A 22270-nucleotide genomic window follows, 5' to 3' on the forward strand; every position below is an offset into this window, starting at 1 on the left:
TTTTCTACTACGGTGTGATCTACACGATGTGGCTGAAGCGGGCGACGCCGCAGAACATCGTGATCGGTGGCGGAGCAGGGGCCTTCCCGCCGGTTATCGGCTGGGCCGCCGTCACCGGCAACACGCCGCTCGATGCGTGGATCCTGTTCGCCATCATCTTCTTCTGGACCCCGCCGCATTTCTGGGCGCTGTCGCTGCTTGCCCACAAGGAATACGCCAAGGTTTCGGTGCCGATGCTGCCCGTCACGCACGGCGCCAAGGTCACCCGCTCGCAGATACTCGTCTACACGCTGGTACTTGTGCCGGTCTCGCTGCTGCCCCTGGCCACGGGGCTCGGCGGCTGGATCTATGGCGGCGTGGCCCTCGGCCTTGGCGCAGTGTTTCTGTCCTATGCGCTGCGCCTGTTGCGCTCCAATGCCGGTGACGCCTCGGCGTCCGGCGCCGACATGAAGCTCGCCAAGACGACCTTCGTGTTCTCGATTCTCTACCTCTTCGCCCTGTTCGGCGCCGTGCTCGTGGAGCATGCGGCCGGGCTCCACTTTCCGCTGACGGGACTTTGACATGCCCGAGCTCCCTGATCCCGTTGTTCCGAAGCTCGATGCCGAGGCCCTGAAGGCCCGCAACCGCCGCAACCTTTGGCTCGGCCTGGCGCTCGCCGCGTTTGTGGTTCTGGTGATGGTCACGACCATCATCCGGCTGCACGGCGCCCTTGGCGTATCGGAGAGGATATAATGCCCCTGACCAACCGTTCTGTCGCAACCATTGCCGCGCTCGGCGTAGCGGGCATGCTTGGGCTCGCCTTCGCGGCCGTGCCACTCTATGATGCCTTCTGCAGGATAACCGGCTTCGGCGGCACGACCCGGATCGCGACCGAGGGCCCGGCGGCCATCCTCGAGCAGACCATCGACGTGCGTTTTGACGCCAACGTCGCTGACACGCCGCTGATCTTCCGCGCGCTGCAGGCTTCGCAGACGGTGCAGGTCGGCCAGCACGGTCTTGCCTTCTACGAGGTGACGAACCCCTCCGCGCAGGAAGTCCGCGTCATCGCCAGCTATAACGTGACCCCGCATTATGCGGGACCGTACTTCAACAAGCTGGAATGTTTCTGTTTTTCCGAGCGCGTGATCGCGCCTGGCGAGACACGGAAGCTGCCGGTGGTTTACTTCGTGTCGCCGAATCTGGTGGAAGACCGGCTGGCGGGCAAACTGGAAACCATCACTCTCAGCTACACTTTCTTTGACAGTTCGGCGTATCCAGGCCCCCGCGACCAGTCGGTGGCCCAATCCGACGTGCAGGGTGCGGCGAATTCGGCCACACCCGGCTGAACCAGTTGCAACGTGGCCGGGGCGCACGTTAAACAGCCCCAAAGTTCAGGGATTCCATAAGGGATTTGACACTCATGGCCGGCGGCGAAGTCAAACACGACTACCACCTCGTAAACCCATCGCCGTGGCCGTTGATCGGCTCTATCGCGGTGCTGACGCTCGCGCTCGGCGCGGTCACCTACATGAAGGGCCTGTTCGGCCTGGCGGAAGGCACCTGGTGGCTGATGGCCGTCGGTTTCGCCATGGTCTTCTGGGTCATGTTCGGCTGGTGGGCGACCGTCGTGAAAGAGGGCCGGACCGGCGACCATACCCCGGTTGTCGAAATTGGCCTGCGCTACGGCATGATGCTCTTCATCGCGTCTGAGATCATGTTCTTCGTCGCCTGGTTCTGGGGCTTCTTTGAATTCTCGATCTTCTGGGACGCCCGCGTCGGTCACACCTGGGATGCAGCGAACCCGCTCTACCAGGAGGGTCTGGAGCGCTTCAAACAGTTCCCGCCCGCAGACGTCACCACGTTTGACCCCTTCCACCTGCCACTGATGAACACACTGGTCCTGCTGCTGTCAGGCACCACGGTCACCTGGGCGCACCATGCGCTCCAGCATGGCGACATGAAAGGTGCAAAGCTCGGCCTGTTCCTCACCATCCTGCTGGGCCTGGGGTTCACCGCTCTGCAGGTGCTCGAGTACAGCCATGCCGGCTTTACCTATGACGGCACGCTGTATGGCTCTGCATTCTATATGGCGACCGGCTTCCACGGGGCTCACGTCGTGATCGGCACGATCTTCCTGATCGTCTGCCTCGTCCGCATGTACGCCGGGAACCTGACACCGAAGAAGCACCTCGGTTTCGAATTTGCCGCCTGGTACTGGCATTTCGTGGACGTTGTGTGGCTCTTCCTCTTCGCCTTCGTCTACGTCGTCCCCTACCTGGCGTTCGAGGCGGGCAAGTAAGCTCAGGCAGGCAATCGCTGCTGAATAGAAAGCCCGCCGGTGCAACACGCGTCCGGCGGGCTTTTCACTTTCCGGAAGGACGACCGTGATGACCTTCAAGCCTTATCCGGTGCTGACGCTGCTGACCGCCGTGTCCGTGGTGATCCTGATCATGTTCGGGAACTGGCAGTGGCGCCGCTACGAAGAGAAAATGGCGGTGGCGGGGGCCGCGCCGGAATGGGCGACCGTGTCCGGCACGTTGATGCCGGGTAGTGTGCGGCAAGTCTATTCGCTCGCCGGCGGCAGCGCGGCCTGGCGCGACGTGGTGCTGGTGGAGACGGAAGAGGGCGCTGCCTTCGTCGCGCAGACGCTGCACTACGGCATGGACGCGCCTGCGCCGACGCTGATTTCCGAGCCGCAGTTCTTCTCGGCCCGTGGCATCTGGCACGAGGCGGGCCAGCGCAACACCTTCTCGACGGTCGACGATCCCGAAGCGGGTCTCTTCTATGCCTTCGATCCGGTCGCTCTGGCGGCGTCGCTTCCGGAGGATCTGGCCGGGAAGGTGCTGCCGCGCGTCTTCGAGCCGGAGACGCTGCTGCGCACCGACGGCGCAGCGCCGGAACCGGTAGTCAATCCCTTCGCCCAGCCCGAGCAGAACGAGCGCCTGCCGCCGGAGCGCCATTTTGGCTACGCCCTGACGTGGTGGGGCCTCGCCATCGGCCTGATCGGTGTGTATCTGGCCCTGCATCATCAGCGCGGACGCCTCCGCTTCAGGGGAACCGAGAACCCGTGAAATACATCTCCACCCGCGGCGAAGCGCCGGAAACCGGTTTTGCGGAAGCCTGCCTTGCGGGCCTCGCACCGGATGGCGGCCTTTACGTACCGAAGGAATGGCCGCGCATCGCGCCGGCGCGTCCGGGCGAGCCCTACGCCGAAGTCGCCGCGCGCATCATCTCTGCCTTTGCCGGCGACGCGATCCCGCTGGCGGACGTGCAGAAGATCTGCCGCGACGCCTATGCCGGTTTTTCGCACCACGCCGTCGCGCCGCTGACCCAGTGGGGTCCGGACTCCTGGCTGATGGAGCTGCACCACGGCCCGACGCTGGCGTTCAAGGACGTCGCCATGCAGTTGATCGCGAAACTATACGATTACTTGCTGGGCAAATCCGGCGCGCGGCTGACGGTGGTCTGCGCCACGTCCGGTGATACGGGCGGGGCAGCGGCGGCGGCCTTTGCGGGCGCGAAACAGTCCCGCCTCGTGATCCTGCATCCGCAGGGCCGCGTCTCGCCGGTGCAGCGCCTTTTCATGACGACAACCGGCGCGGGCAACATCCTCAACATCGCCACCACCGGCGACTTTGACGACGCTCAGGCGATTGTGAAGCAGCTGTTCGCCGACAAGGACTTCGCGCGCACGGTCAGCCTGTCGGGCGTCAACTCCATCAACTGGGCCCGCGTTGCCGCGCAGTCTGTCTACTACGCCACCACCCAGGCGCAGCTGCGCGGCTTGCCGATCCGCTATGTCGTGCCGAGCGGTAACATGGGCGACGCGCTGGCGGGATATGTGGCTGCGCGCTGCGGCCTGCTGACGGGCGGGTTTGAGACGGTCTGTGCGGTGAACGAGAACGACGCCCTCGCTCGGCTGTTTAATTCCGGACGGATGACGCGCACCGCTGCCGTCGCGACGCCCAGCCCTGCGATGGACATTTCCGTGCCGTCGAACTTCGAGCGCTTCCTGTTCGAAATGACCGGCCGCGATGCCGATGCCGTGCGCGCGACATATGCCGCCTACGCACAATCTGGCGACACGCCGCTGCCCGAAAGCGCCGCCGCGCGCCTCTCCTGCTCGGGCCTCTCCGCCGCTTCGATCGACAACGCCGAGACGCTGGCGGAGATGGAGCGCTACCGAAAGGAAACCGGCTGGCTGATCTGCCCGCACACGGCGGTGGGCACCGCGCTGGCGCGCCGCCTGCCGAAAAAGGATGTCGCCACTGTCGTCCTGGCCACCGCAGCTGCCTCGAAGTTCCCGGAGACGGTGCTGGAAGCGACTGGCCACGACGCCCCGCTGCCGGTGCGCTCGCAGGCGCTGCGCGACCGCGGTGAGGTCTTCGAAAGCCTCCCAGCCGAACTCGGCGCGGTGCGCACCCGTATCCTCGATTTCGCGCGCTGACCGCTCCCGATGGGCGTGCCGCTGGACACCCTGATCACGACGCCGCGGCTGATCCTCGCGCCGGCGCGCCGTCAGGACTACGCGGACTGGGCCCGCCTGCGCACCGGAAGCCGCGCCTATATCGAGCCCTGGGAGCCGCTCTGGCCCTCTGACGCGCTGTCACGGCGCGACTGGAACCGCCGCCTTTCGGCCTGGAATGCGGCGTGGAAGGCCGGCACCGCCTATGTGTTCTTCACCCGCCGCCAGAGCGACAACGCGCTGCTGGGCGGCCTCTCCTTCACGCAGGTGCGCGCCTGGCCGGCGAACGCTGCAAGCCTTGGTTACTGGCAGGGCGCAGGCTTCGAAGGGCAGGGCTACATGCGCGAGGCTGTCTCGGCGGCGTGCAGCTGGGCCTTCCGCGATCTCGGCCTCTGGCGTGTCGAAGCGGGAATCGTGCCCGAAAACGCGCGCTCCCGGCGCGTTCTCGAAGGCACGGGATTTGCTGAGGAAGGGCTGGCCGCGTCGTACCTGGAGATTGCAGGAACCCGCCGCGAGCACGTCCTTTTCGGTCTCGTCAGGCCGCGCACAGACCGCTAGGTATCCTGCCCATGGCACTTGCAAAACCCGCCCAGGCTCAAGGCAGCTGGATCTGGCGCCCTGAACCGGGCCGTCTCGAGATCGAAGCGCCGTCCGGCACGCCGCTGTCCGATCTGGGCGGCGTCTGGTCGCTGGATGCGCTGGACAAGATGCTGGAGGGGCTGAGCCGAGGCCGTCTTGGCCGTGCGTTCGCGCCGGGCGACGGATCGGTCCTGTGTCCCTTGCGCCTGTCCAGCGGGCAGGACGTCCACCTCGTCGGCATGTTCACCAGTGAAGTCGAAGCCCGTGGCATGCTGCTGACGGGCGAGAAGTTTCCGGAATTCGATCCTTCCGAACTGAAGCCCGGCCCGGATCTGGTGCCGGTCTACCAGCCAATCATCTCCCTGCGCGATGGCCGCGTCGTCGGCTTCGAAGCGCTTGCCCGATGGACCGGTCCCGGCCTCACCGCGCCGCCGAGCCGCTGGGAAGACCAGGCGCTCGCCTCGAACATGCTGATCCGCGCCGCCGAAACGCTGGCGGACCTGCGCCGCGAAGCGAAGCGCGATGATCTCTTCATGCATGTGAACCTGACCGCGCGCGAACTCACCAAGAGCACCATTCCGGCGCTGATCGATGCGCTGACGACGAGTTACGAATTGCCTGAGCGCGCCATCCGCATCGAGCTGACCGAACAGGCCGCCTTGCGCGACGAGACGAAGACGCTCGCGTCCGCGATGGCGCTGAAAGCCGTCGGTGCGGGCCTCGTGCTCGATGATTTCGGCACGGGCCACTCCTCCTTCGCCTGGCTCGCGGACCTGCCGTTCGACAGCCTGAAGATCGACCACGGCCTTACGGCCAAGCTCGGCCAGGCGCGCACCGACACGATCCTCTCGACGATCACATTGCTTGCCAGCCGCCTCGGTATGTCGACCACCGCCGAGGGCGTGGAGAAGCGCGAAGACGCAGGCCGCCTGCGTGCGCTCGGCTTCGACAACGCGCAGGGCTTCGCTTTTTCGAAAGGCATCGAAGCGAAAGCGGCGCTGAATTTCCTGAAGGGCTGAGGCTAAGCCGCCAGATCCCGTTCCATGAACAGCATCATTGGCCGCATGCGTTCCGGATAGTCCACGAACGGGGCGCAATCCGAGAACCCCATCGAATGGTAGAGGCCGATCGCCTCCACCATGTCCCGGGTCGTGTCGAGGCGCATGCGGCGATAGCCATCCTTCGCCGCCGTCTTCAGCAGCGCCTCGCAAAGCTTGCGGCCGAGCCCGCGGCCGTTCGCCGTAGTGCGCACGAACAGGCGCTTCATCTCGCACGTGTCCTCGTCCACATGCTTGTAAGCCACACCGCCGAGGATCTCGTCCGCATCCTCGGCAATCAGCATACGGCCATTCGGCGGCGCGTAGAGCGTCGTCAGCGCCATCAGTTCCGCGTCCAGCCCCTGATGGCTGAATGCCATCTCCACGAGCCAGGAATCGTTGCGATAGCGCTCGCGGCACCACGCGACATATTCGGAGATCAGCCCGCCGAAGGCAGCGATCTCCAGAGGGGAGGTCGCCTCGTGAATGGCAGTCGCCCCCGAATGTCTCATGCGTTGCCCGCCCCGGGTTGCAGTCTCGACAGATCAACGCCCAGCCGCGTCATTGCGTGGCGCCATTTGTGTTCATACGCACCGCCGAACACGAGATCGGAATCCGGCTCGCACACGAGCCAGGCATTTTCCGCCAGTTCGTTTTCCAGCTGCCCGGCGCCCCAGCCGGCATAACCCAGCGCGAACACGGACTGCCGCGGCGCCGCCATCGAGGCGACCATCCCCAGAATGTCGCGCGTCGCGGTCATGCAGATATCGCCGTCGACTTCCATAGTCGCGCCGTCGCAGATCACATCATCCGTATGCAGTACAAATCCGCGCTCGGTCGCCACGGGGCCGCCTTCCAGCACAGTCACGCCGCGCAGCGAGATTTCCATCTTGATGCCCATCTGCTCCATCAGGTCCTGGAGGTCGATACCCTCCACGGGCTTGTTGAGCACGATGCCCATCGCGAATTCCGGTGTATGGGCGCAGAGCAGGATGACGGAACGCTCGAATCGCGTGTCGCCGATGCCCGGAAGGGCGATCAGGAGCTTGCCGGTGAGGTCGGTCTCAAGCTGCATGCCTGCCTCCAGAACCAAGGCTGGGCCAGCGGGCAGCTGATTGCAAGTGAAAACCGGCGCACGGGCAACGCCGCCGCCGCCGGGGTATGGCTTGCGGCCCGGCGGCCCGCGCCCTATGTCCGGCAGTCAAACAAGGAGAATGCCCCATGACCATCAAAGTCGGCGACAAGCTGCCCGAAGCCACCTTCATGGAAATGACAGTCGATGGCCCGAAACCCGTCACCACCGCGCAGGTGTTCGGCGGCAAGACGGTCGCGCTGTTCGCGGTTCCCGGTGCCTACACGCCCACTTGCTCCGCCCGCCACCTGCCGGGTTATGTCGACAAGGCGGCCGAGTTCGAAGCCAAGGGCGTCTCGGAAATCGTCTGCACCTCGGTCAATGACGTTTTCGTCATGGGCGCCTGGGGCAAGTCCTCGCACGCCGAAGACAAAATCCGCATGCTGGCTGATGGCAACGGCGCCTTCGCGCAGGCGATCGGCCTCGAGCTGGATGCTTCCGGTTTCGGCATGGGCAAGCGCTCGCAGCGCTATTCGATGCTGGTTAAGGACGGTGTGGTCGCGGAGCTCAACGTGGAGCAGGGCGGCGAGTTCAAGGTGTCGGCCGCCGACTACCTCCTCGCCCAGCTTTAAGAGCGGCCGTTAACGAACCTTAACCGAATACGACCATGATCGGCCTGCTCGGGGTACGGGCGGGCCGATTTGCATTGCGTATTTATTGAAAAACGGCAAATCCTTCCCCAACTTAGATCCAGTTATCCTGTGGAGGGACACCTATGGACATTATCGTCGCAGCATTTGTGCTGATCTTCATCGTCGGCATTATCGGCCTGTTCGGGGCGCTCAAGTTCGTCCCGCAGGGCTACAACTGGACCATCGAGCGTTTCGGCCGCTACACGAAAACCCTGTCGCCGGGCCCCCACGTCATCAACCCGTTCTTCGACCGCGTCGGGCGCAAGATGAACATGATGGAGACCGTGCTGGACGTGCCCCAGCAGGAAGTGATCACGCGCGACAACGCGATGGTCTCCTGCGATGCCATCGTCTTTATCCAGGTCGTCGATGCGGTCCAGGCCGCCTATGAGGTCAACAACCTCGTCAGCGCCATCACCAACCTCTCTATGACCAACATCCGCACCGTCGTCGGCTCGATGGACCTCGACCAGGTCCTGTCGAACCGCGACGAGATCAACGCGCGCCTCCTCGGAACGATCGACGCCGCAACGCTCCCCTGGGGCGTGAAGGTCACGCGCATCGAGATCAAGGACCTTACCCCGCCGGCGGACATTACCGAAGCAATGGCCCGCCAGATGAAGGCCGAGCGCCTCAAGCGCGCCGAAATCCTCACGGCCGAAGGCGAGAAGCAGTCCGCCATCCTCAAGGCAGAAGGCATGAAGCAGGCGCAGATCCTGCAGGCCGAAGGCCGCAAGGAAGCCGCCTTTCGCGACGCTGAAGCGCGTGAGCGCGAAGCCGAAGCCGAAGCGAAGGCCACCGCCATGGTGTCCGAAGCCATCGCACGCGGCGACGTCAACGCCATCAACTACTTCCTTGGCCAGGCCTATGTCGCAGCGTTCGAGAAACTCGCTACCTCGCCGCAGCAGCGCACGGTAATCATCCCGGCGGAATTCTCCTCTATCCTCGGCACGATCGAAGGCATCCGTGGACTGACGGATTCCGCCAAGGTGGCAAACAATACGCCGCGCCCGCCCGGCGGCGCGGTTCCGCCGACCCGCACCTGATCCACCCACTGCCTGCAGAAGAGGGCACTTCCCATGGAACAACTGCTTACTCAGATCACCTGGTGGCACTGGCTGGTGCTGGCGCTGATCCTGTTCGGTATCGAGATGCTCACCGGCACGTTCGATCTGCTGATGGCCTCCATCGCAGCGGCGCTGACGGCGGGCTTTGCGGCGTTCGCGCCGGAAAGCGCCACTGCCTGGCATGTGCAGGTGCTTGTCTTCACCGTTGCCTCTGTTGCGCTGATCCTCGCCAGCCGCCTGCTGTTTCCCGGCATGCGAAAGGCTTCGCCCGAACATCCAACGCTGAACAAGCGCATGGCCAGCCTCGTCGGCCAGCGCGGCGAGGTTACGCGTGACCTTTCCGGCGGGCAGGGGCAGGTGAAGATCGGGGATACGGTCTGGGGCGCCGAAGCCGCGGACGGTGAAGGCCCTCTGGTCATCGGCAATGCCGTGATCGTGGACTCTACGCGCGGGATCATGGCGGTGGTGCGCAAGGCCTGAGCGGCGCCTACTCCGTACCCGGACGGCCGGCCTGTTTCGGGTCGTGCTTCGGGGCCGGGGCGAGGCGCATCACTTCGGTCTGGAAGCGCTCGTCATCGCCCGCCAGCAGGAAGGGCAGAGCCTTGCAGATCGCGTCGCTCAGCGGCACGAACCAGTCCAGATCCGCCTTGGAGAAGTCGGAAAGAACGTAAGGCATCACCATAGACTTGTCGCCCGGATGGCCAACGCCGACGCGGATGCGGCGGAAGTCCCCGGTCAGATGCGCCATGGCTGAGCGGATGCCGTTATTGCCCGAGTGCCCGCCGCCGCGCTTCACGCGCACACGGCCCGGCGCCAGGTCGATTTCGTCGTGCAATACGGTCACGGCCTGGCCGTCCACCTTGTAAAACGTGCAGGCCTTGGACATCGCCCGGCCGGACTCATTGTAGTAGGTCTGCGGCTTCATCAGCAGAACCTTCACGCGTCCGTTCGGTGTATCGACCGCGCCTTCAGACACATCGGACTCGAACTTTGCGCGCCACGGCCCGAAGCCGTGGACGTTATGAATCCGGTCGAGCAGCAGGAAGCCCGCATTGTGCCGGTTCTTCGCGTATTTCGCGCCCGGGTTTCCCTGTCCGGCAAGGATCAGCATGGCTCGCCTGTCCGTCGTTCATCCGCCCCCGGAATCAAAGAGGCCGCCCGCTTGTGACGGGCGGCCTCCAGATTGTCCAGAAGGATCACTTCTTGCCGGCAGGCTTCGCCGGAGCGGCGCCTTTGGCGGGGGCAGCGCCCTTCGCCGGGGCAGCAGCAGCGCCTGCGGCCGGGGCTTTCGCCTTGGCGGCCGGCACAGCGTCGGCCGAAGCCACTGCTGCGGGCTCTTCTTCAGCCTTGCCGCCGCGGCCGGCGATCGTGGCGATCGTGAAGTCGCGGTCGGTGATGGCCGGGGTCGCGTTGCTCGGAAGCTTGATGTCCGAAATCTTGACGTTATCGCCGACTTCGAGCGCCGAGATGTCGGCTTCGAGGTATTCGGGGATCTTGGCAGCCGGCACGTTCAGTTCGACCGAGTGGCGAACGACGTTCAGCGTACCGCCTTTTTTCAGGCCGGGGCTGGCTTCCTGGCCTTTGAAGTGGACCGGAACCTCGACCTTGATGATCTGGTCAGGCTCGACGCGGCGCAGGTCAACGTGCCAGGGCTGGTCGGAAACCGGGTGCATCTGGATGCCCTGAGGGATGACCAGCTGCTTCTCGCCTTTGTGGATCAGGGTGGCGGTCGTGTTCAGGAACTGGCCTGTTTCGATCGCCTTGATCACTTCGGCTTTCTTGAGGTTGATGGCGACGGGGGCGAGGTCGCCGCCGTAGAGCACGCCGGGCACGAAGCCGAGGCGGCGAGCCTCACGGGCGCCACCGGTGCCCACGCGCTCACGCACGTCGACATTGAACGAAATCTTGTGTTTGGACATTTTGTTTCCTTTCGCCCTGGACCGTGCCTTCCGTAAGGTAAGGTCGGAACCTGACAGGTACGGCCTCGCGCCGCCCTTTCTGAACGGCGGCGTATAGGGGAAGGGCTCCGGGAAGGCAAGCGGCGGCGGGCAGGGGCCTGGCCTAACCCCTAAACGCGTCCGCCGCCTCGCCCATCCAGCGCATCACCGCGTCCTTCTGCTCGAGCGGTGATTTGCCGTTTCGCACGAGGATCAGGTCCAGTTCCGGCACCATGACCGTGTACTGTCCCTCATAGCCGTTGGACGAGAAGCTGCCCGGCCCTGCCATGCCAAGCCACCAGTGGGCGCCGTAGCCATAGGTCTCGGTGGGCGGCACCGGCGTCGGCGTGCGGGCATAGTCTACCCAGCCTTCCGGCAGGATGCGCCGCCCGTCCCATACGCCGCCGCGCAGGTAGAGCAGGCCGAAGCGCGCAAAGTCCCGCTCGGTGCAGAAACAGAAGGACGAGCCGATGAACGTGCCCGCCTTGTCGAACTTCGGGTCGGCAGAGGTCATGCCGATCGGCCCGAACAGTTCGCGGAACATGAAGTCGCGGAAGCCGTCTCCGCTCTGGCCCAGCGCCCGCGCGGCAATGCGCGCAATGATGTTGGTCGTCCCGCTCGCATAGCTCCAGGCCGTGCCGGGCGGATGGATCAGCGGGAAGTTCGCGGCAAAGCCCCCCACGTCTTCCTTGCCGGACCCGAACAGCATCTCGATCACGTCGGAGACGCCGGCGTCCACATAGTCCTCGGCAAACTTGAGGCCGCTCGACATTCGCAACAACTGATCCAGCGTGATGGCGCGCCGCGGATCATCTGCGCCCTGCCAGTCGGGCACATCAGCCGGCGCGTGGATGTCCAGCTTCCCCTCGCGGACCAGAATGCCGATCAGCGCCTGCGTCATGCTCTTGGCCTGCGACCAGGAATGATGCGTGCTGCTCCGGTCAAAGCCCGTCCAGTATCGTTCCGCAACGATCCGCCCACCGTGCACCGCAAGGAAGGCATGCGTCTCGCCGAGGCTCGCCGGCGCCGGATCGCTGAAGGCCAGATCCAGCAGGGGCTGAAGCTTCGCGGCGACCTTGCTGTCCAGCTTTGCTTCCGGCCATTCCCGGGTCGGCCAGGGCACGCCGGCCGGCTGCGCAGGCAGGGTTGGCAGCAAGGTCCTCGCACCGCTCACAGCTTGTATACCTTCCGCGCTGTGCCGCTGAAGAGTGCCGTCTGCGCCGGCTCGGGATAATCCCTGGCGATCTTCTTCAGGCCGTTCCACAGCGTGCGGTAACTGATCGACAGCCGGTCGACCGGGAAATTGCTCTCGAACATGCACCGGTCCGGACCGAACACGTTGATCGCATGGTCATACCAGGCCATCTGCGCCGAGACGAATTCATCCGAGGTCGGAGGTTTCTCCCGTTTGTCCCAGCCATAGCCGTTGTCCGGCATCGCCATGCCGCCGAGCTTCATGTAGACGTTCGGGCAGGCGGCCACGGCGGCAATATCGTCCTTCCATTTCGCGAAAATTTCCTCGCGCCGGCCTTCATAGGGGCCCACGCCCAGCGGCGTCCCGAAATGGTCGAGGATCATCACCGTGCCGGGCACGGCGCGGGCGAGCGCAGCATAGTCCGGAATCTGGTGGTGGTAGATCCAGGTGTCGAAGGTCAGTCCCCGATCACCCAGCCGCGCCACCCCGCGCCGGAAGGCCGGGTCCTCGAACAGGCCCTTCGGCGCACGGCCCGGAATGCGCAGCTCCGCGCCGCTTTCGTCGCGCGATCCTGCATGGCGTATCCCGCGGAACCGGCCTTTCGCCGCTGCCACATGCGCGTCCAGCACGCTGTCCAGTTCGGCGAGGCGCAGGTCCGCATGCCCCACGATGCCGGCAATCTGCGCCTTCTTTGGCTCGGCCGCCGCGCGCTCCGCCACCGAGACCACATACTCGGTCTCGCCCACCGGCTTCATGTGCTCCGGCCCGTCCGTGCGGTAGGTCGATCCGCACTCCATGAACACGGTCTGCACCACATTGTGCCCGTCCTGCGTGTCGGACCACAGCTCGGCGAGGTCATAGGTCAGTGGCGGCTTCGGCCACAGATGGTGGTGCGGATCGACAATTTCCCGGCCGGGATCGATCACATCCTCACGAGCCTGTTTCAGCCATTCGTCATTGTTGAACATAGGCTGTCCTCCCTTTTCTTCTGTTGTGGGCATTCAGAACGTCCTCCTTGCGCCAAGTAAAGGCTTGATCGTGCGGGCGGAGTGCTGCCACATCCCGGACATACAGAGTCCGGGGAGGGACCAGATGGCCGACGCGCCCGAATCGCCAGACCGAAAGGGCTATTGGCCCGAAGTCATCCGCCTGACGCTCACCCTGCTGGCGATCTGGTTCCTCGTCTCCTTCGGGGCCGGCATCCTGCTGCGCGAGTTCCTGGACCAGTTCCATATCGGCGGCGCCCCGCTCGGCTTCTGGTTCGCGCAGAACGGCTCGATCTACGTCTTCGTCGCGCTGATCTTCTACTACTGCGCCGCGATGAACCGCCTCGAGAAGAAATACCGGATCGAGGGCTGAGACATGGATTGGACACTGATCTGGGTCTTAGGCACCTTCGGCCTCTATATCGGCATCGCCCTCTGGGCCCGTGCGGGCTCCACCAATGACTTCTACGTTGCCGGTCACGGCGTCCACCCGGTCGTCAACGGCATGGCAACCGCCGCCGACTGGATGAGCGCGGCCTCCTTCCTCTCGATGGCCGGCCTGATCGCCGGCATGGGCTATGGCGGCTCGGTCTACCTGATGGGCTGGACGGGCGGCTACGTGTTGCTCGCGCTGCTGCTGGCCCCGTTCCTGCGCGAGTTCGGCAAGTTCACCGTGCCGGACTTTGTCGGCGACCGGTACTATTCCAACACCGCGCGCCTCGTCGCCGTCGTCTGCGCGCTGTTCGTCTCCTTCACCTACATCGCGGGCCAGATGTCCGGCGTCGGCATCGCCTTCTCGCGCTTCCTCGGCGTCGACTTCAACACCGGCATCTTCTTCGGCATGGCCATCGTCTTCGTCTATGCCGTGCTGGGCGGCATGAAGGGCGTCACCTACACTCAGGTCGCCCAGTATGTGGTACTCATCTTCGCCTATACGGTGCCCGCCATCTTCATTTCGCTGATGATCACGGACAATCCGATCCCCCAGCTGGGCTTCATCGGCAACATCAAGGGTGAAGACATCTCGATGCTCCAGAAGCTCGACGAGACCGTGAAAGGCCTCGGCTTCGAGAGCTACCTGGCATCAACGAAGACCAGTTTCGACATCTTCTGCATCACCGCCGCGCTGATGTTCGGCACCGCCGGCCTGCCGCATGTAATCATCCGCTTCTTCACTGTGCCGAATGCCGCTGACGCGCGCCTGTCGGCCGGCTGGGCGCTGGTCTTCATAGCGATCCTGTACACCGTCGCGCCCGCTGTCGGCGCCTTCGCGCGCCACAACATCATCGAGTCCGTCAACGAGACGACCTACGTTCCGGCGGCGGACTATGCCGCCGGCAGCCAGCGCGTCAGCGAAGCGGGCGAGTCGCCGAGCCCCGCCTGGTTCGCCAACTGGGAAAGCACCGGCCTTGTCGCCTTCGACGACAAGAACGGCGACGGCCAGATGCAGATCCGCGGGCCCGCAGCGCCGGACGGCCTCGAGAACGAGGTCACGATCAACAACGACATCTACGTGCTCGCCAATCCCGAGATCGCGCAGCTGCCGGAATGGGTCATCGGCCTCGTGGTCGCGGGCGGCCTTGCCGCCGCGCTGTCGACGGCCGCTGGCCTGCTCATGGTCATCTCCTCCGCCATCAGCCACGATCTCTGCCGCCGCACCTTCTTCAAGAACATGAGCGACAAGACCGAACTGCGCGTTGCCCGCGTCGCGGCGGCCGGCGCGGTCATCGCGGCCGGCTTCATGGGCATCTACTCGGCCGACCTCGCCTTCGTCGCACAGGTCGTTGCCTTCGCCTTTGGCCTAGCGGCAGCGTCGCTCTTCCCGGTCATCCTGCTCGGCATCTTCTGGAAGCGCATGAACCGGGAAGGCGCCATCGCCTCGATGCTTACCGGCCTTATCCCCACCTTCGCCTATATCTGGCACTTCAAGCTTGGCGCGGGCAAAACGGCCACGCCTGACCAGTGGTTCCTCGGCGTCTCGCCGGAAGGCATCGGGTTCGTCGTAATGATCCTTTCCATGGCGGTCGGCATCGCGGTTTCCCTTGCGACAAAGCCGCCCCCGCAGGACATCCAGGATCTGGTCGAGGACATCCGGATTCCAGGCAAGCGCCGTTCCCATGGCATTGCGGACTCGGGCATGGCGCCGGTAGACTAGGGGCAGACCCCCGAAACGCCCCAAGCGGAAGCGCGAACCCACCCCATGACCGACACGTCGAAATCCTATCCCGTTCCCGAAGCCTTCGCCGCGCAGGCCAACCTGACGCCGGAGAAGTACAAGGAAATGTACGCCGCCTCGATCGCCGACCCCGTCGCCTTCTGGGGCGAGCAGGGCAAGCGGCTGGACTGGATCAAGCCCTACACCCAGGTGAAGGACGTCTCCTGGGAGACCGGCGACCTGCACGTGCGCTGGTACCATGACGGCGTCCTGAACGTCTCCGCCAACTGCCTCGACCGCCACCTCGAAAAGCGCGGCGACAAGGCCGCGATGATCTGGGAAGGCGACGCCCCCGGCGAGACCTACACCATCACCTACCGGCAGATGCACACCGCCGTCTGCAAGTTCGCCAACGTCCTGAAGAAGCTTGGCGTCAAGAAAGGTGACCGCGTCACCATCTACATGCCGATGATCCTCGAGGCGGCCTACGCCATGCTCGCCTGCGCGCGGATCGGCGCGGTCCACTCGGTCGTCTTCGGCGGGTTCTCGCCGGACGCCCTCGCGGGCCGCATCTCCGATTGCGGCTCCGAAGTCATCATTACTGCCGATGAAGGCCTGCGCGGCGGCAAGACCGTCCCGCTGAAAGCCAACGTCGACCGCGCCTGCGAGATCGTGGGCGGCACGGTGAAGTCGGTCCTCGTCGTCCAGCGCACCGGCGCGGACGTTAACATGGCACAAGGCCGCGACCACTGGCTGCACGAGATCGGCGCCGACATCTCCGCCGACTGCCTGCCCGAGCCGATGAACGCCGAAGACCCGCTCTTCATTCTCTACACGTCCGGCTCCACCGGCAAGCCGAAGGGCGTGCTGCACACCACCGGCGGCTATCTCCTCTGGGCCTCGATGACGCATGAGTACGTCTTTGACCTGAAGGAAAACGACATCTTCTGGTGCTCGGCCGATGTCGGCTGGGTCACGGGCCACACCTATATCGTGTACGGACCATTGGCCAATGGCGCGACCAGCCTGATGTTCGAAGGCGTGCCGACCTATCCGGACGCCAGTCGCTTCTGGAAAGTCTGCGACCATCACAAGGTCACGATCTTCTACACCGCGCCCACCGCCATCCGCGCCCTGATGCGCGAAGGCGAGGGCCCCGTGAAGAAAACCCGGCGCACCTCGATCCGCCTTCTCGGCACGGTCGGCGAGCCGATCAACCCCGAGGCCTGGGAATGGTATTTCCATGTCGTCGGCGAAGGCCGCTGCCCCATCGTCGATACGTGGTGGCAGACCGAGACCGGCGGCACGCTGATCGTTCCGTTGCCGAACACGACCGCGATGAAACCCGGCGCCGGCTCGCATCCCTTCTTCGGTATCAAGCCAGTGCTCGTCGACGGAGAGGGCAGGGAACTGCAGGGCGCCGCCGACGGCAACCTGCTGATCACCGACAGCTGGCCCGGCCAGATGCGTACCGTGTACGGAGATCACCAGCGCTTCATCGACACCTACTTCACCGCCTATCCTGGCCAGTATTTCACCGGCGACGGCTGCCGCCGCGACGAGGATGGCTTCTACTGGATCACCGGCCGCGTGGATGATGTCATCAACGTCTCCGGCCACCGCATGGGCACGGCCGAAGTCGAAAGCGCGCTCGTCAGCCACGATGCTGTCGCCGAGGCCGCCGTGGTCGGCTATCCGCACGATATCAAGGGGCAGGGCATCTACGCCTATGTCACGCTGCGGGCCGGCTGCGAGGCCGACGACGCCCTGCGCAAGAACCTGATCCAGCACGTGCGCCACGAGATCGGCCCGATCGCCTCGCCGGACCTCATCCAGTTCGCCCCCGGCCTGCCGAAAACCCGCTCCGGCAAGATCATGCGCCGCATCCTGCGCAAGATTGCCGAGAACGAGTTCGGCAGCCTTGGCGACACGTCCACGCTGGCTGATCCCGAAGTCGTCAACGACCTGATCGAGAACCGCCAGAACCGCTGATCGGCAAGGCTTTTGCAGCCCGGTTCGGGCAAATCCGGACGGCTTGGTAAAAGCTTTGTTATCGCTATTTCTGGCATAAGGGGCGCCAGATCTGCCCCGGGGAGAACATGAGCGCGCCGACGGTGTCCATCGTCATGCCGGCCTGGAAAGCCGAAGCCTTCATCGCGCATGCGGTGGAGAGCGTGCTGGCGCAGACGCTCACCGATTGGGAACTCATCGTCGTGGATGACTGCTCGCCGGACGCGACCGGCGCCGCTGCGCTCGCGGCGGCCAAGGGCGATCCGCGCGTGCGCGTTGTCCGCGCGCCGGAAAATGGCGGCGTCGCCCGCGCCCGTAATCTGGGCATGCAGCATGCCACCGGCACCTGGATCGCCGTGCTCGATTCCGACGACGCGTACGAGCCAACCCGCCTCGAGGCGCTGGTCGCGGTCGCCGAGCGCGAAAAGCTGGACATCCTCACAGATGACATGATCCTCGTCCCGTTCGACACTATGTACACGGACGGACCAGCCTATCTCGGCGCGGGGTCTGCTGCCCTGATCCCGGTCGATCTGCCCGCCTGGCTGCGCGCCAACCATGTCGATAGCAATGCGCCGCTCTACGGCTACCTGAAACCGATCTTCCGCCGCGCCTTCATTGCCGCGCACAAGGCCGAATACATTGCGGACCTGCGTGTCGCCGAGGACTGCTGGTTCGTCGCCGACCTGCTTGCATATGGCGCGCGCCTCGCGGTCCATCCGCAGCCGCTCTATCGCTACGCCGTGCGTCCCGCCTCGCTGTCGCGTACGCGCAGCACGCAGAACGTCTATTCGCTGCAGCGCCCCGTCTACGATCCTTTCATCGCGCGCCACAGAGGCCGCCTCTCGCCGGCGGACCAACGCGCGCTGCGCGCACACGAAACAGCCCTTCGCGATGCCGAAGCGTACGAGGATTTCATCATCAAGGCGCGCCAGAAAAAATTTTCCGCCGCGCTCGGCGCGCTGGCGGCGCGTCCGCAGTCAGCGCGGTTCCTGTCGCGCCCCGTCGCGGCTCGCCTGAAACGCCTTGCCCAGAAATTCGGCTACAAGCCCGCCCTGCGCGTCGGCTAGGCTGCCGGCAGGTCCACGGTGAACTTCGCGCCGCCTTCGGCCCGGTTCTCTGCCCACACCTTGCCGCGGTGCGTGGCAATGATCTGCTTCACGATCGAAAGCCCAAGCCCGGAATTGTTCCCGAAGGCCGTGCCTTTCGGTCTGTCCGTATAGAAACGGTTGAAGATCGTCTCCAGCTTGTCGGGCGGCACACCGGGGCCGGAATCCTCCACGGTCAGCCGCGCAATCGTGCGCGGGCCTTCATTGGTCTGGTCGAGGCGCACTTCCACGGTTGAGCCGCCTGGCGAGAAGGAGCGCGCATTGTCGATCAGGTTGCGCAGCACCTGTCCGAGCGGCCCCTCACGCCCCCGCACGATCAGCCGCGCGCCCATCGTGGCATCCGTGAAGGCCACATGCACGGCAGACTCGCCTTCACCGATGCCTTCATAGGTGCGCACGACATCGCGCACAAAGCGGGCAATATCGATCTGCTCGCTCGGAAGGCGTGTCATTTCTGCTTCAAGTCGTGAGGCGTTCGAAATATCCGTGATCAGACGGTCAAGCCGCTTCACGTCTGAGGTGATCACCTGCCTGAGCCGCGTCGCCGCGTCAGGGTCTTTCACACGCTCCAGTGTCTCCACCGCCGAGCGGATCGACGTCAGCGGGTTCTTCAGCTCATGCGCCACGTCCGCCGCAAACTGCTCGTTCGCCTCGATCCGCTCCAGCAGAGCCTCGGTCATGCTCTGGATGGAGGTTGCCAGGTCACCGATCTCGTCGGTGCGCTGGGTCAGCAGCGGCACGTCGATCTTGTCGGATGCGCCAGACCGGATGCGGTCCGCCGCCAGCGCCAGACGCCGCAAGGGCCGCGCGATCCCGAGGGTCAGCATCACCGACGTAATGAACGCCATCAGCACCGCCACACCAATGAACGGCACCAGCGCCACCCGCTCTGCGCGAATGATCTCGTCAATGTCGCTCGCCTCGAGCACCAGGACGCCGACGACGGCAGACACGCGCTGCACGGGCATGGAGACCGAGATCACGCGGTTCCCCCGGTCGGAAAAGCGCTGGCTGGCCGACTGGCCCCCAAGGGCCGCAATCTCGAATTCCTCCTCGAGGCTCTGTGTGCGCAGCGCTTCGGAGGTGCGGCGCGGCGAGAAGAAACCGAATACGTTGCCGGCCCATTCCGACAGGTCGCGCCCGGTACGCGACAGGAAGCCCGGCTCCGCCAGCGGGGGGAGGGCGGTCACGTCCACGCGGTCGGAGAGGTAATAGCTGTCGCCAATCAGTTCGCCGTCCGGCGTGAATATGCGCGCGCGCACGCGCTCCGGCAGGTTCAGCCTTTCCAGCGTCTGGCGCGCCGCCTCATGGTTGAGGCCGGGCTCCGGCGTGGTCGCGTCATCGGAAAGCAGGCTCGAGAAAATCTGCGCCTGCGCCTCAAGATCCTGCTGCTTGGAAGCTACGAAGCCCGCGCGCATCTCGTTCAGCACCATTGCCCCGATGATGAGGATGGCGAGGCCCGCGAGGTTCGAGGCAAAGATCAGCCGCGCAATGCGCGAGCCGAGGATGGTGGTGGTGCGCCGCTGAGACGGCCGGCGGCGAGGGGCGCTTGGTTCTGCCATGGCCTTTTCCCCTCCCGTCGCCGGCCTGCCGCGATCAGGCGTCGGCTGCGACGCGCATCGAGATGATGCGATCCGGGTTCTTCGGCGGCTCGCCCTTCGCCAGCGCGTCGATAGCGTCCATGCCTTCGGTCACCTGACCCCACACCGTGTACTGCCGGTTGAGGAAGGAGGCATCGCCGAAGCATATGAAGAACTGGCTGTTGGCGGAGTTCGGCGCCGAGGTGCGCGCCATCGAGCAGGTGCCGCGCACGTGCGGCTCCGGATTGAACTCGGCCTTCAGGTCCGGCTTTTTCGAATTGCCAGTGCCGGTGCCCTTCGGGCAGCCCGTCTGCGCCATGAAGCCGGCGATGACGCGGTGGAAGATGATGCCGTCATAAAACCCCTCGCGCGCGAGTTCCTTGATGCGGGCGACATGGCCGGGGGCGAGATCCGGGCGAAGCGCGATCGTCACTTTGCCTTTCGAGGTCTCCAGCAGCAGCGTGTTTTCGAGGTCAGACATCGGGCAAACTCCTATTACTCTGTCCGTCATGTAAGGATCAGGCCCTTGGCTATTCAATCGCGGGTCTGGCGGCAAGCTTGCCCTGCATGTATTGTTGGGCCTCGGGAGTGGTGGAAGAGGCCGGTTTTGGCAGATATTGTAGGCAATTGTCTGGCCTTTATGCTCGCCTCAGTGGGCGTACTCTACTTGCTCTGGACCGCTGGTGTGACTTTTCCGTTCGCTAACGAACAGTCGCTGGCCCGGTCGCTGATCGGCCGGCGCGGAATCACCCGGGTGCCCTCCCGCGCGGCCTTCCTCTACATCAGCGCGCTGTTCTTTGCCGCCGCCGCGGCCGCCTTCCTGATGGGGGGCTACAGCGAAGCAGTGCCGCATTCGAAGCCTTTCCTCGCGCCGGTCGGCTTGCTGCTGGCCCTGGTTTTCATCGGCCGGGGCGTCGCCGGCGTTCTGCCGGCGTTCGAGCGTGCCGCGCCGGAACAGCCCTACCTCTCGCTCAACCGGCGCCTTTATTCGCCGCTCTGCGTCCTCGCAGGCCTCGGTTTCCTGTTCCTCACGCTGGCTCTGCCGAACTGGTCGGCGCGGCTCAGCCAGCTGTTTGGCTGAGCAGCAGGTCCGGAAACGCCGCCAGCCAGTCCTCGGCGCTCTGTCCGTCGGGTCCGCGTGCCTGCATCATGCCGCGGAAGTTCCAGTGGTTCAGCTCTGTGTCGATCCGCGTTTCCGCCTGCTGAAACGCGCGCGGCACGCCGCCGCCCGTGATAAAGCCCGCCGCCTTCACAAGGTCGGACCGGTCATAGGCCGAAGGCGCCGCATCCACATGCACCACCCGCACGGCCGAGGCCGGCCGATCATCGCGTGCCGTCAGCCGCGTCAGCGGCTTTGCGACCGGATCGGCCCCGACGAGGAAGGCTTGAGCCACCAGTGCCTTCGCCGCGCGCAAAACCGTATCTGCCCCCCAGCTATGCCCGATCAGCGCCAGCGGCTGGCCTTCGCCGGCCAGCTCCACAGCAAGTCGCTGCGCGGCTGTGATCTTCCAGTGAGGGAGGTAATGCACGTCCCGCTTCCCCCGCACCTGCTGCCGGCGTGCTTCGGCATAAGACAGGACAAGGCGGGAGGCTTCGTCTCCCGCCCCGCCGATATACAGCTCTGCCGGGGGCCTACTCGGTGTAGCGATAGCCGACGCCATAAAGCGTTTCGATCGCGTCGAACTCGTCGGTCACTTCGCGGAACTTCTTGCGCAGCCGCTTGATGTGGCTGTCGATGGTCCGGTCGTCGACGTAGATCTGGTCATCGTAAGCGGCGTCCATCAGCTGGTCGCGGCTCTTCACATATCCGGGGCGCGAGGCGAGCGCCTGCAGGATCAGGAACTCGGTCACGGTCAGGCGGACAGTCTTGCCGTCCCAGGTACAGGCGTGGCGATTGGGATCCAGCACTAGCTTGCCGCGCACGATCGGCTTGGAGTCGCCTTCCTCGGGGCCGGCAACGCCGCCGCGGGCGCGGCGGAGTACCGCCTTTACGCGTTCGGCCAGAAGGCGGTTGGAGCAGGGTTTGCGCACGAAATCGTCGGCGCCGATGTTAAAGCCGATTACTTCGTCGATCTCTTCATCCTTGGAGGTGAGGAAGATCACGGGCAGCTCGGAGGTCTGGCGCAGACGGCGCAGCAGCTCCATGCCGTCCATCTTCGGCATCTTCACGTCGAGGATGGCGATGTCCGGCGGGCTTTCGGTGAGGGCGGGCAGCGCGGACTCCCCGTCATGATAGGTTCGCACCTGGTAGCCTTCGGCCTCAAAGAACATCTTGAGCGAGGCCACGATGTTTTCGTCATCGTCCACCAGTGCGAGTGTCGTCATTGCCTTGTCCTTCTCGGCCAGCCGGAAGCTGGATAGTGCTTCAGTCCGCTTGGCAGAAGGTTCAATCACAGCTCGGTCCATT

Annotated in this window: 26 protein-coding genes; 16 read left to right on the plus strand and 10 right to left on the minus strand. The window is 64.9% G+C overall.

The genetic code is table 11. The annotated features are described in order from the left end of the window. The 8 genes from Q0C17_RS16240 to Q0C17_RS16275 form a co-directional block, all read left to right on the plus strand. On the plus strand, positions 1-560 hold a 560-nt coding region (locus Q0C17_RS16240), incomplete at its 5' end, for a protoheme IX farnesyltransferase (RefSeq protein ID WP_291208547.1). Between the two features lies 1 nt (position 561). Continuing rightward, positions 562-732, plus strand: a complete 171-nt coding sequence (locus tag Q0C17_RS16245; RefSeq protein ID WP_291208550.1) for a hypothetical protein — start codon at positions 562-564, stop codon at positions 730-732. Next, positions 732-1325, plus strand: coding sequence for a cytochrome c oxidase assembly protein (locus Q0C17_RS16250; protein ID WP_291208553.1), 594 nt, complete (start codon positions 732-734; stop codon positions 1323-1325). The genes Q0C17_RS16245 and Q0C17_RS16250 overlap by 1 nt, the downstream gene beginning before the upstream one ends. Before the next feature lie 74 nt (positions 1326-1399). After that, positions 1400-2278, plus strand: a complete 879-nt coding sequence (locus Q0C17_RS16255) for a cytochrome c oxidase subunit 3 (protein ID WP_291208556.1) — start codon at positions 1400-1402, stop codon at positions 2276-2278. A gap of 88 nt (positions 2279-2366) precedes the next feature. Beyond that, a complete protein-coding gene (locus Q0C17_RS16260; RefSeq protein ID WP_291208559.1) occupies positions 2367-3050 on the plus strand; it encodes an SURF1 family cytochrome oxidase biogenesis protein in 684 nt (227 codons plus the stop codon). Further along, positions 3047-4426, plus strand: a complete 1380-nt coding sequence (gene thrC, locus Q0C17_RS16265; RefSeq protein WP_291208561.1) for a threonine synthase — start codon at positions 3047-3049, stop codon at positions 4424-4426. Before Q0C17_RS16260 ends, thrC begins: the two co-directional genes overlap by 4 nt. A 9-nt stretch (positions 4427-4435) precedes the next feature. Continuing rightward, positions 4436-5002, plus strand: a complete 567-nt coding sequence (locus tag Q0C17_RS16270; protein ID WP_291208564.1) for a GNAT family protein — start codon at positions 4436-4438, stop codon at positions 5000-5002. 11 nt (positions 5003-5013) lie between these two features. Further along, the gene (locus tag Q0C17_RS16275) at positions 5014-6042 is read left to right on the plus strand and encodes an EAL domain-containing protein (protein WP_291208568.1); all 1029 of its coding nucleotides are present in this window, start codon (positions 5014-5016) and stop codon (positions 6040-6042) included. A gap of 2 nt (positions 6043-6044) precedes the next feature. Here Q0C17_RS16275 and Q0C17_RS16280 read toward each other — a convergent pair whose 3' ends face one another. Together Q0C17_RS16280 and Q0C17_RS16285 are read right to left on the minus strand one after the other, a co-directional pair. Continuing rightward, positions 6045-6572, minus strand: a complete 528-nt coding sequence (locus tag Q0C17_RS16280) for a GNAT family N-acetyltransferase (RefSeq protein ID WP_291208573.1) — start codon at positions 6570-6572, stop codon at positions 6045-6047. Further along, positions 6569-7135, minus strand: coding sequence for a YqgE/AlgH family protein (locus tag Q0C17_RS16285; protein WP_291208576.1), 567 nt, complete (start codon positions 7133-7135; stop codon positions 6569-6571). The genes Q0C17_RS16280 and Q0C17_RS16285 overlap by 4 nt, the downstream gene beginning before the upstream one ends. Positions 7136-7281: 146 nt before the next feature. On the opposite strand from Q0C17_RS16285, the gene Q0C17_RS16290 reads away from it, so the two are divergent. The 3 genes from Q0C17_RS16290 to Q0C17_RS16300 all read left to right on the plus strand — a co-directional run bounded on the left by Q0C17_RS16290 (position 7282) and on the right by Q0C17_RS16300 (position 9371). Continuing rightward, the gene (locus Q0C17_RS16290) at positions 7282-7764 is read left to right on the plus strand and encodes a peroxiredoxin (protein ID WP_291208578.1); all 483 of its coding nucleotides are present in this window, start codon (positions 7282-7284) and stop codon (positions 7762-7764) included. A gap of 143 nt (positions 7765-7907) precedes the next feature. Beyond that, positions 7908-8870: an SPFH domain-containing protein gene (locus Q0C17_RS16295; RefSeq protein WP_291208582.1), complete on the plus strand. Its 963-nt coding sequence runs from the start codon at positions 7908-7910 to the stop codon at positions 8868-8870. Positions 8871-8903: 33 nt separating this feature from the next. Next, on the plus strand, positions 8904-9371 hold the full coding sequence (locus tag Q0C17_RS16300) for an NfeD family protein (RefSeq protein WP_291208585.1): 468 nt from the start codon (positions 8904-8906) through the stop codon (positions 9369-9371). 7 nt (positions 9372-9378) lie between these two features. Here Q0C17_RS16300 and pth read toward each other — a convergent pair whose 3' ends face one another. The 4 genes from pth to Q0C17_RS16320 form a co-directional block, all read right to left on the minus strand. Further along, positions 9379-10002 (minus strand): aminoacyl-tRNA hydrolase, encoded by a 624-nt coding sequence (gene pth / locus Q0C17_RS16305; RefSeq protein WP_291208588.1) that lies wholly within the window; start codon positions 10000-10002, stop codon positions 9379-9381. Positions 10003-10087: 85 nt separating this feature from the next. Then, on the minus strand, positions 10088-10810 hold the full coding sequence (locus Q0C17_RS16310) for a 50S ribosomal protein L25/general stress protein Ctc (protein ID WP_291208591.1): 723 nt from the start codon (positions 10808-10810) through the stop codon (positions 10088-10090). Positions 10811-10952: 142 nt separating this feature from the next. Continuing rightward, the gene (locus tag Q0C17_RS16315; protein ID WP_291208593.1) at positions 10953-11984 is read right to left on the minus strand and encodes a serine hydrolase; all 1032 of its coding nucleotides are present in this window, start codon (positions 11982-11984) and stop codon (positions 10953-10955) included. A gap of 14 nt (positions 11985-11998) precedes the next feature. Next, positions 11999-12991: an amidohydrolase family protein gene (locus tag Q0C17_RS16320; RefSeq protein WP_366914853.1), complete on the minus strand. Its 993-nt coding sequence runs from the start codon at positions 12989-12991 to the stop codon at positions 11999-12001. A gap of 124 nt (positions 12992-13115) precedes the next feature. Here Q0C17_RS16320 and Q0C17_RS16325 point away from each other — a divergent pair, with 124 nt between their 5' ends. From Q0C17_RS16325 to Q0C17_RS16340, 4 genes are all read left to right on the plus strand, one after another. Beyond that, positions 13116-13382 (plus strand): DUF4212 domain-containing protein, encoded by a 267-nt coding sequence (locus Q0C17_RS16325; protein ID WP_291208597.1) that lies wholly within the window; start codon positions 13116-13118, stop codon positions 13380-13382. 3 nt (positions 13383-13385) lie between these two features. Further along, positions 13386-15164, plus strand: a complete 1779-nt coding sequence (locus Q0C17_RS16330; RefSeq protein WP_291208600.1) for a sodium:solute symporter family protein — start codon at positions 13386-13388, stop codon at positions 15162-15164. Between the two features lie 45 nt (positions 15165-15209). Then, complete coding sequence (acs, locus tag Q0C17_RS16335) at positions 15210-17156, plus strand: acetate--CoA ligase (protein WP_291208603.1); 1947 nt, start codon at positions 15210-15212, stop codon at positions 17154-17156. 107 nt (positions 17157-17263) lie between these two features. After that, complete coding sequence (locus tag Q0C17_RS16340; RefSeq protein WP_291208606.1) at positions 17264-18244, plus strand: glycosyltransferase family 2 protein; 981 nt, start codon at positions 17264-17266, stop codon at positions 18242-18244. Here Q0C17_RS16340 and Q0C17_RS16345 read toward each other — a convergent pair. Both Q0C17_RS16345 and Q0C17_RS16350 read right to left on the minus strand, forming a co-directional pair. After that, complete coding sequence (locus Q0C17_RS16345) at positions 18241-19845, minus strand: stimulus-sensing domain-containing protein (RefSeq protein ID WP_291208610.1); 1605 nt, start codon at positions 19843-19845, stop codon at positions 18241-18243. The genes Q0C17_RS16340 and Q0C17_RS16345 overlap by 4 nt on opposite strands. Before the next feature lie 34 nt (positions 19846-19879). Then, positions 19880-20344 carry a peptidylprolyl isomerase gene (locus tag Q0C17_RS16350; protein ID WP_291208613.1) on the minus strand — a complete coding sequence of 155 codons (465 nt, stop codon included), beginning with the start codon at positions 20342-20344 and terminating at the stop codon, positions 19880-19882. 126 nt (positions 20345-20470) lie between these two features. Between Q0C17_RS16350 and Q0C17_RS16355 the strand changes: the two genes are divergently transcribed. After that, entirely contained in the window at positions 20471-20944 is a 474-nt protein-coding gene (locus Q0C17_RS16355) for a DUF3995 domain-containing protein (RefSeq protein ID WP_291208616.1), read from the plus strand. Here Q0C17_RS16355 and Q0C17_RS16360 read toward each other — a convergent pair. Both Q0C17_RS16360 and Q0C17_RS16365 read right to left on the minus strand, forming a co-directional pair. Beyond that, positions 20925-21392 (minus strand): hypothetical protein, encoded by a 468-nt coding sequence (locus Q0C17_RS16360; RefSeq protein ID WP_291208619.1) that lies wholly within the window; start codon positions 21390-21392, stop codon positions 20925-20927. The two genes, Q0C17_RS16355 and Q0C17_RS16360, sit on opposite strands and share 20 nt — an antisense overlap. Before the next feature lie 103 nt (positions 21393-21495). Then, the gene (locus Q0C17_RS16365) at positions 21496-22188 is read right to left on the minus strand and encodes a response regulator transcription factor (RefSeq protein ID WP_291037920.1); all 693 of its coding nucleotides are present in this window, start codon (positions 22186-22188) and stop codon (positions 21496-21498) included. Positions 22189-22270: the final 82 nt, after the last annotated feature.

Source organism: Hyphomonas sp. (assembly GCF_022844445.1).
Classification (GTDB): Bacteria; Pseudomonadota; Alphaproteobacteria; order Caulobacterales; family Hyphomonadaceae; genus Hyphomonas.

What these genes read in the sequence shown, in the direction of transcription:
- Q0C17_RS16270 (WP_291208564.1), top strand. Translation starts at nt 4,436, where the DNA reads ATGGGCGTGCCGCTGGACACCCTGATCACGACGCCGCGGCTGATCCTC.
- acs (WP_291208603.1), top strand. Translation starts at nt 15,210, where the DNA reads ATGACCGACACGTCGAAATCCTATCCCGTTCCCGAAGCCTTCGCCGCG.
- Q0C17_RS16260 (WP_291208559.1), top strand. Translation starts at nt 2,367, where the DNA reads ATGACCTTCAAGCCTTATCCGGTGCTGACGCTGCTGACCGCCGTGTCC.
- Q0C17_RS16250 (WP_291208553.1), top strand. Translation starts at nt 732, where the DNA reads ATGCCCCTGACCAACCGTTCTGTCGCAACCATTGCCGCGCTCGGCGTA.
- Q0C17_RS16255 (WP_291208556.1), top strand. Translation starts at nt 1,400, where the DNA reads ATGGCCGGCGGCGAAGTCAAACACGACTACCACCTCGTAAACCCATCG.
- Q0C17_RS16245 (WP_291208550.1), top strand. Translation starts at nt 562, where the DNA reads ATGCCCGAGCTCCCTGATCCCGTTGTTCCGAAGCTCGATGCCGAGGCC.
- Q0C17_RS16285 (WP_291208576.1), bottom strand. Translation starts at nt 7,135, where the DNA reads ATGCAGCTTGAGACCGACCTCACCGGCAAGCTCCTGATCGCCCTTCCG.
- Q0C17_RS16350 (WP_291208613.1), bottom strand. Translation starts at nt 20,344, where the DNA reads ATGTCTGACCTCGAAAACACGCTGCTGCTGGAGACCTCGAAAGGCAAA.
- Q0C17_RS16345 (WP_291208610.1), bottom strand. Translation starts at nt 19,845, where the DNA reads ATGGCAGAACCAAGCGCCCCTCGCCGCCGGCCGTCTCAGCGGCGCACC.
- Q0C17_RS16275 (WP_291208568.1), top strand. Translation starts at nt 5,014, where the DNA reads ATGGCACTTGCAAAACCCGCCCAGGCTCAAGGCAGCTGGATCTGGCGC.
- pth (WP_291208588.1), bottom strand. Translation starts at nt 10,002, where the DNA reads ATGCTGATCCTTGCCGGACAGGGAAACCCGGGCGCGAAATACGCGAAG.
- Q0C17_RS16365 (WP_291037920.1), bottom strand. Translation starts at nt 22,188, where the DNA reads ATGACGACACTCGCACTGGTGGACGATGACGAAAACATCGTGGCCTCG.
- Q0C17_RS16340 (WP_291208606.1), top strand. Translation starts at nt 17,264, where the DNA reads ATGAGCGCGCCGACGGTGTCCATCGTCATGCCGGCCTGGAAAGCCGAA.
- Q0C17_RS16330 (WP_291208600.1), top strand. Translation starts at nt 13,386, where the DNA reads ATGGATTGGACACTGATCTGGGTCTTAGGCACCTTCGGCCTCTATATC.
- Q0C17_RS16300 (WP_291208585.1), top strand. Translation starts at nt 8,904, where the DNA reads ATGGAACAACTGCTTACTCAGATCACCTGGTGGCACTGGCTGGTGCTG.
- Q0C17_RS16320 (WP_366914853.1), bottom strand. Translation starts at nt 12,991, where the DNA reads ATGTTCAACAATGACGAATGGCTGAAACAGGCTCGTGAGGATGTGATC.
- Q0C17_RS16295 (WP_291208582.1), top strand. Translation starts at nt 7,908, where the DNA reads ATGGACATTATCGTCGCAGCATTTGTGCTGATCTTCATCGTCGGCATT.
- Q0C17_RS16325 (WP_291208597.1), top strand. Translation starts at nt 13,116, where the DNA reads ATGGCCGACGCGCCCGAATCGCCAGACCGAAAGGGCTATTGGCCCGAA.
- Q0C17_RS16290 (WP_291208578.1), top strand. Translation starts at nt 7,282, where the DNA reads ATGACCATCAAAGTCGGCGACAAGCTGCCCGAAGCCACCTTCATGGAA.
- Q0C17_RS16280 (WP_291208573.1), bottom strand. Translation starts at nt 6,572, where the DNA reads ATGAGACATTCGGGGGCGACTGCCATTCACGAGGCGACCTCCCCTCTG.
- Q0C17_RS16310 (WP_291208591.1), bottom strand. Translation starts at nt 10,810, where the DNA reads ATGTCCAAACACAAGATTTCGTTCAATGTCGACGTGCGTGAGCGCGTG.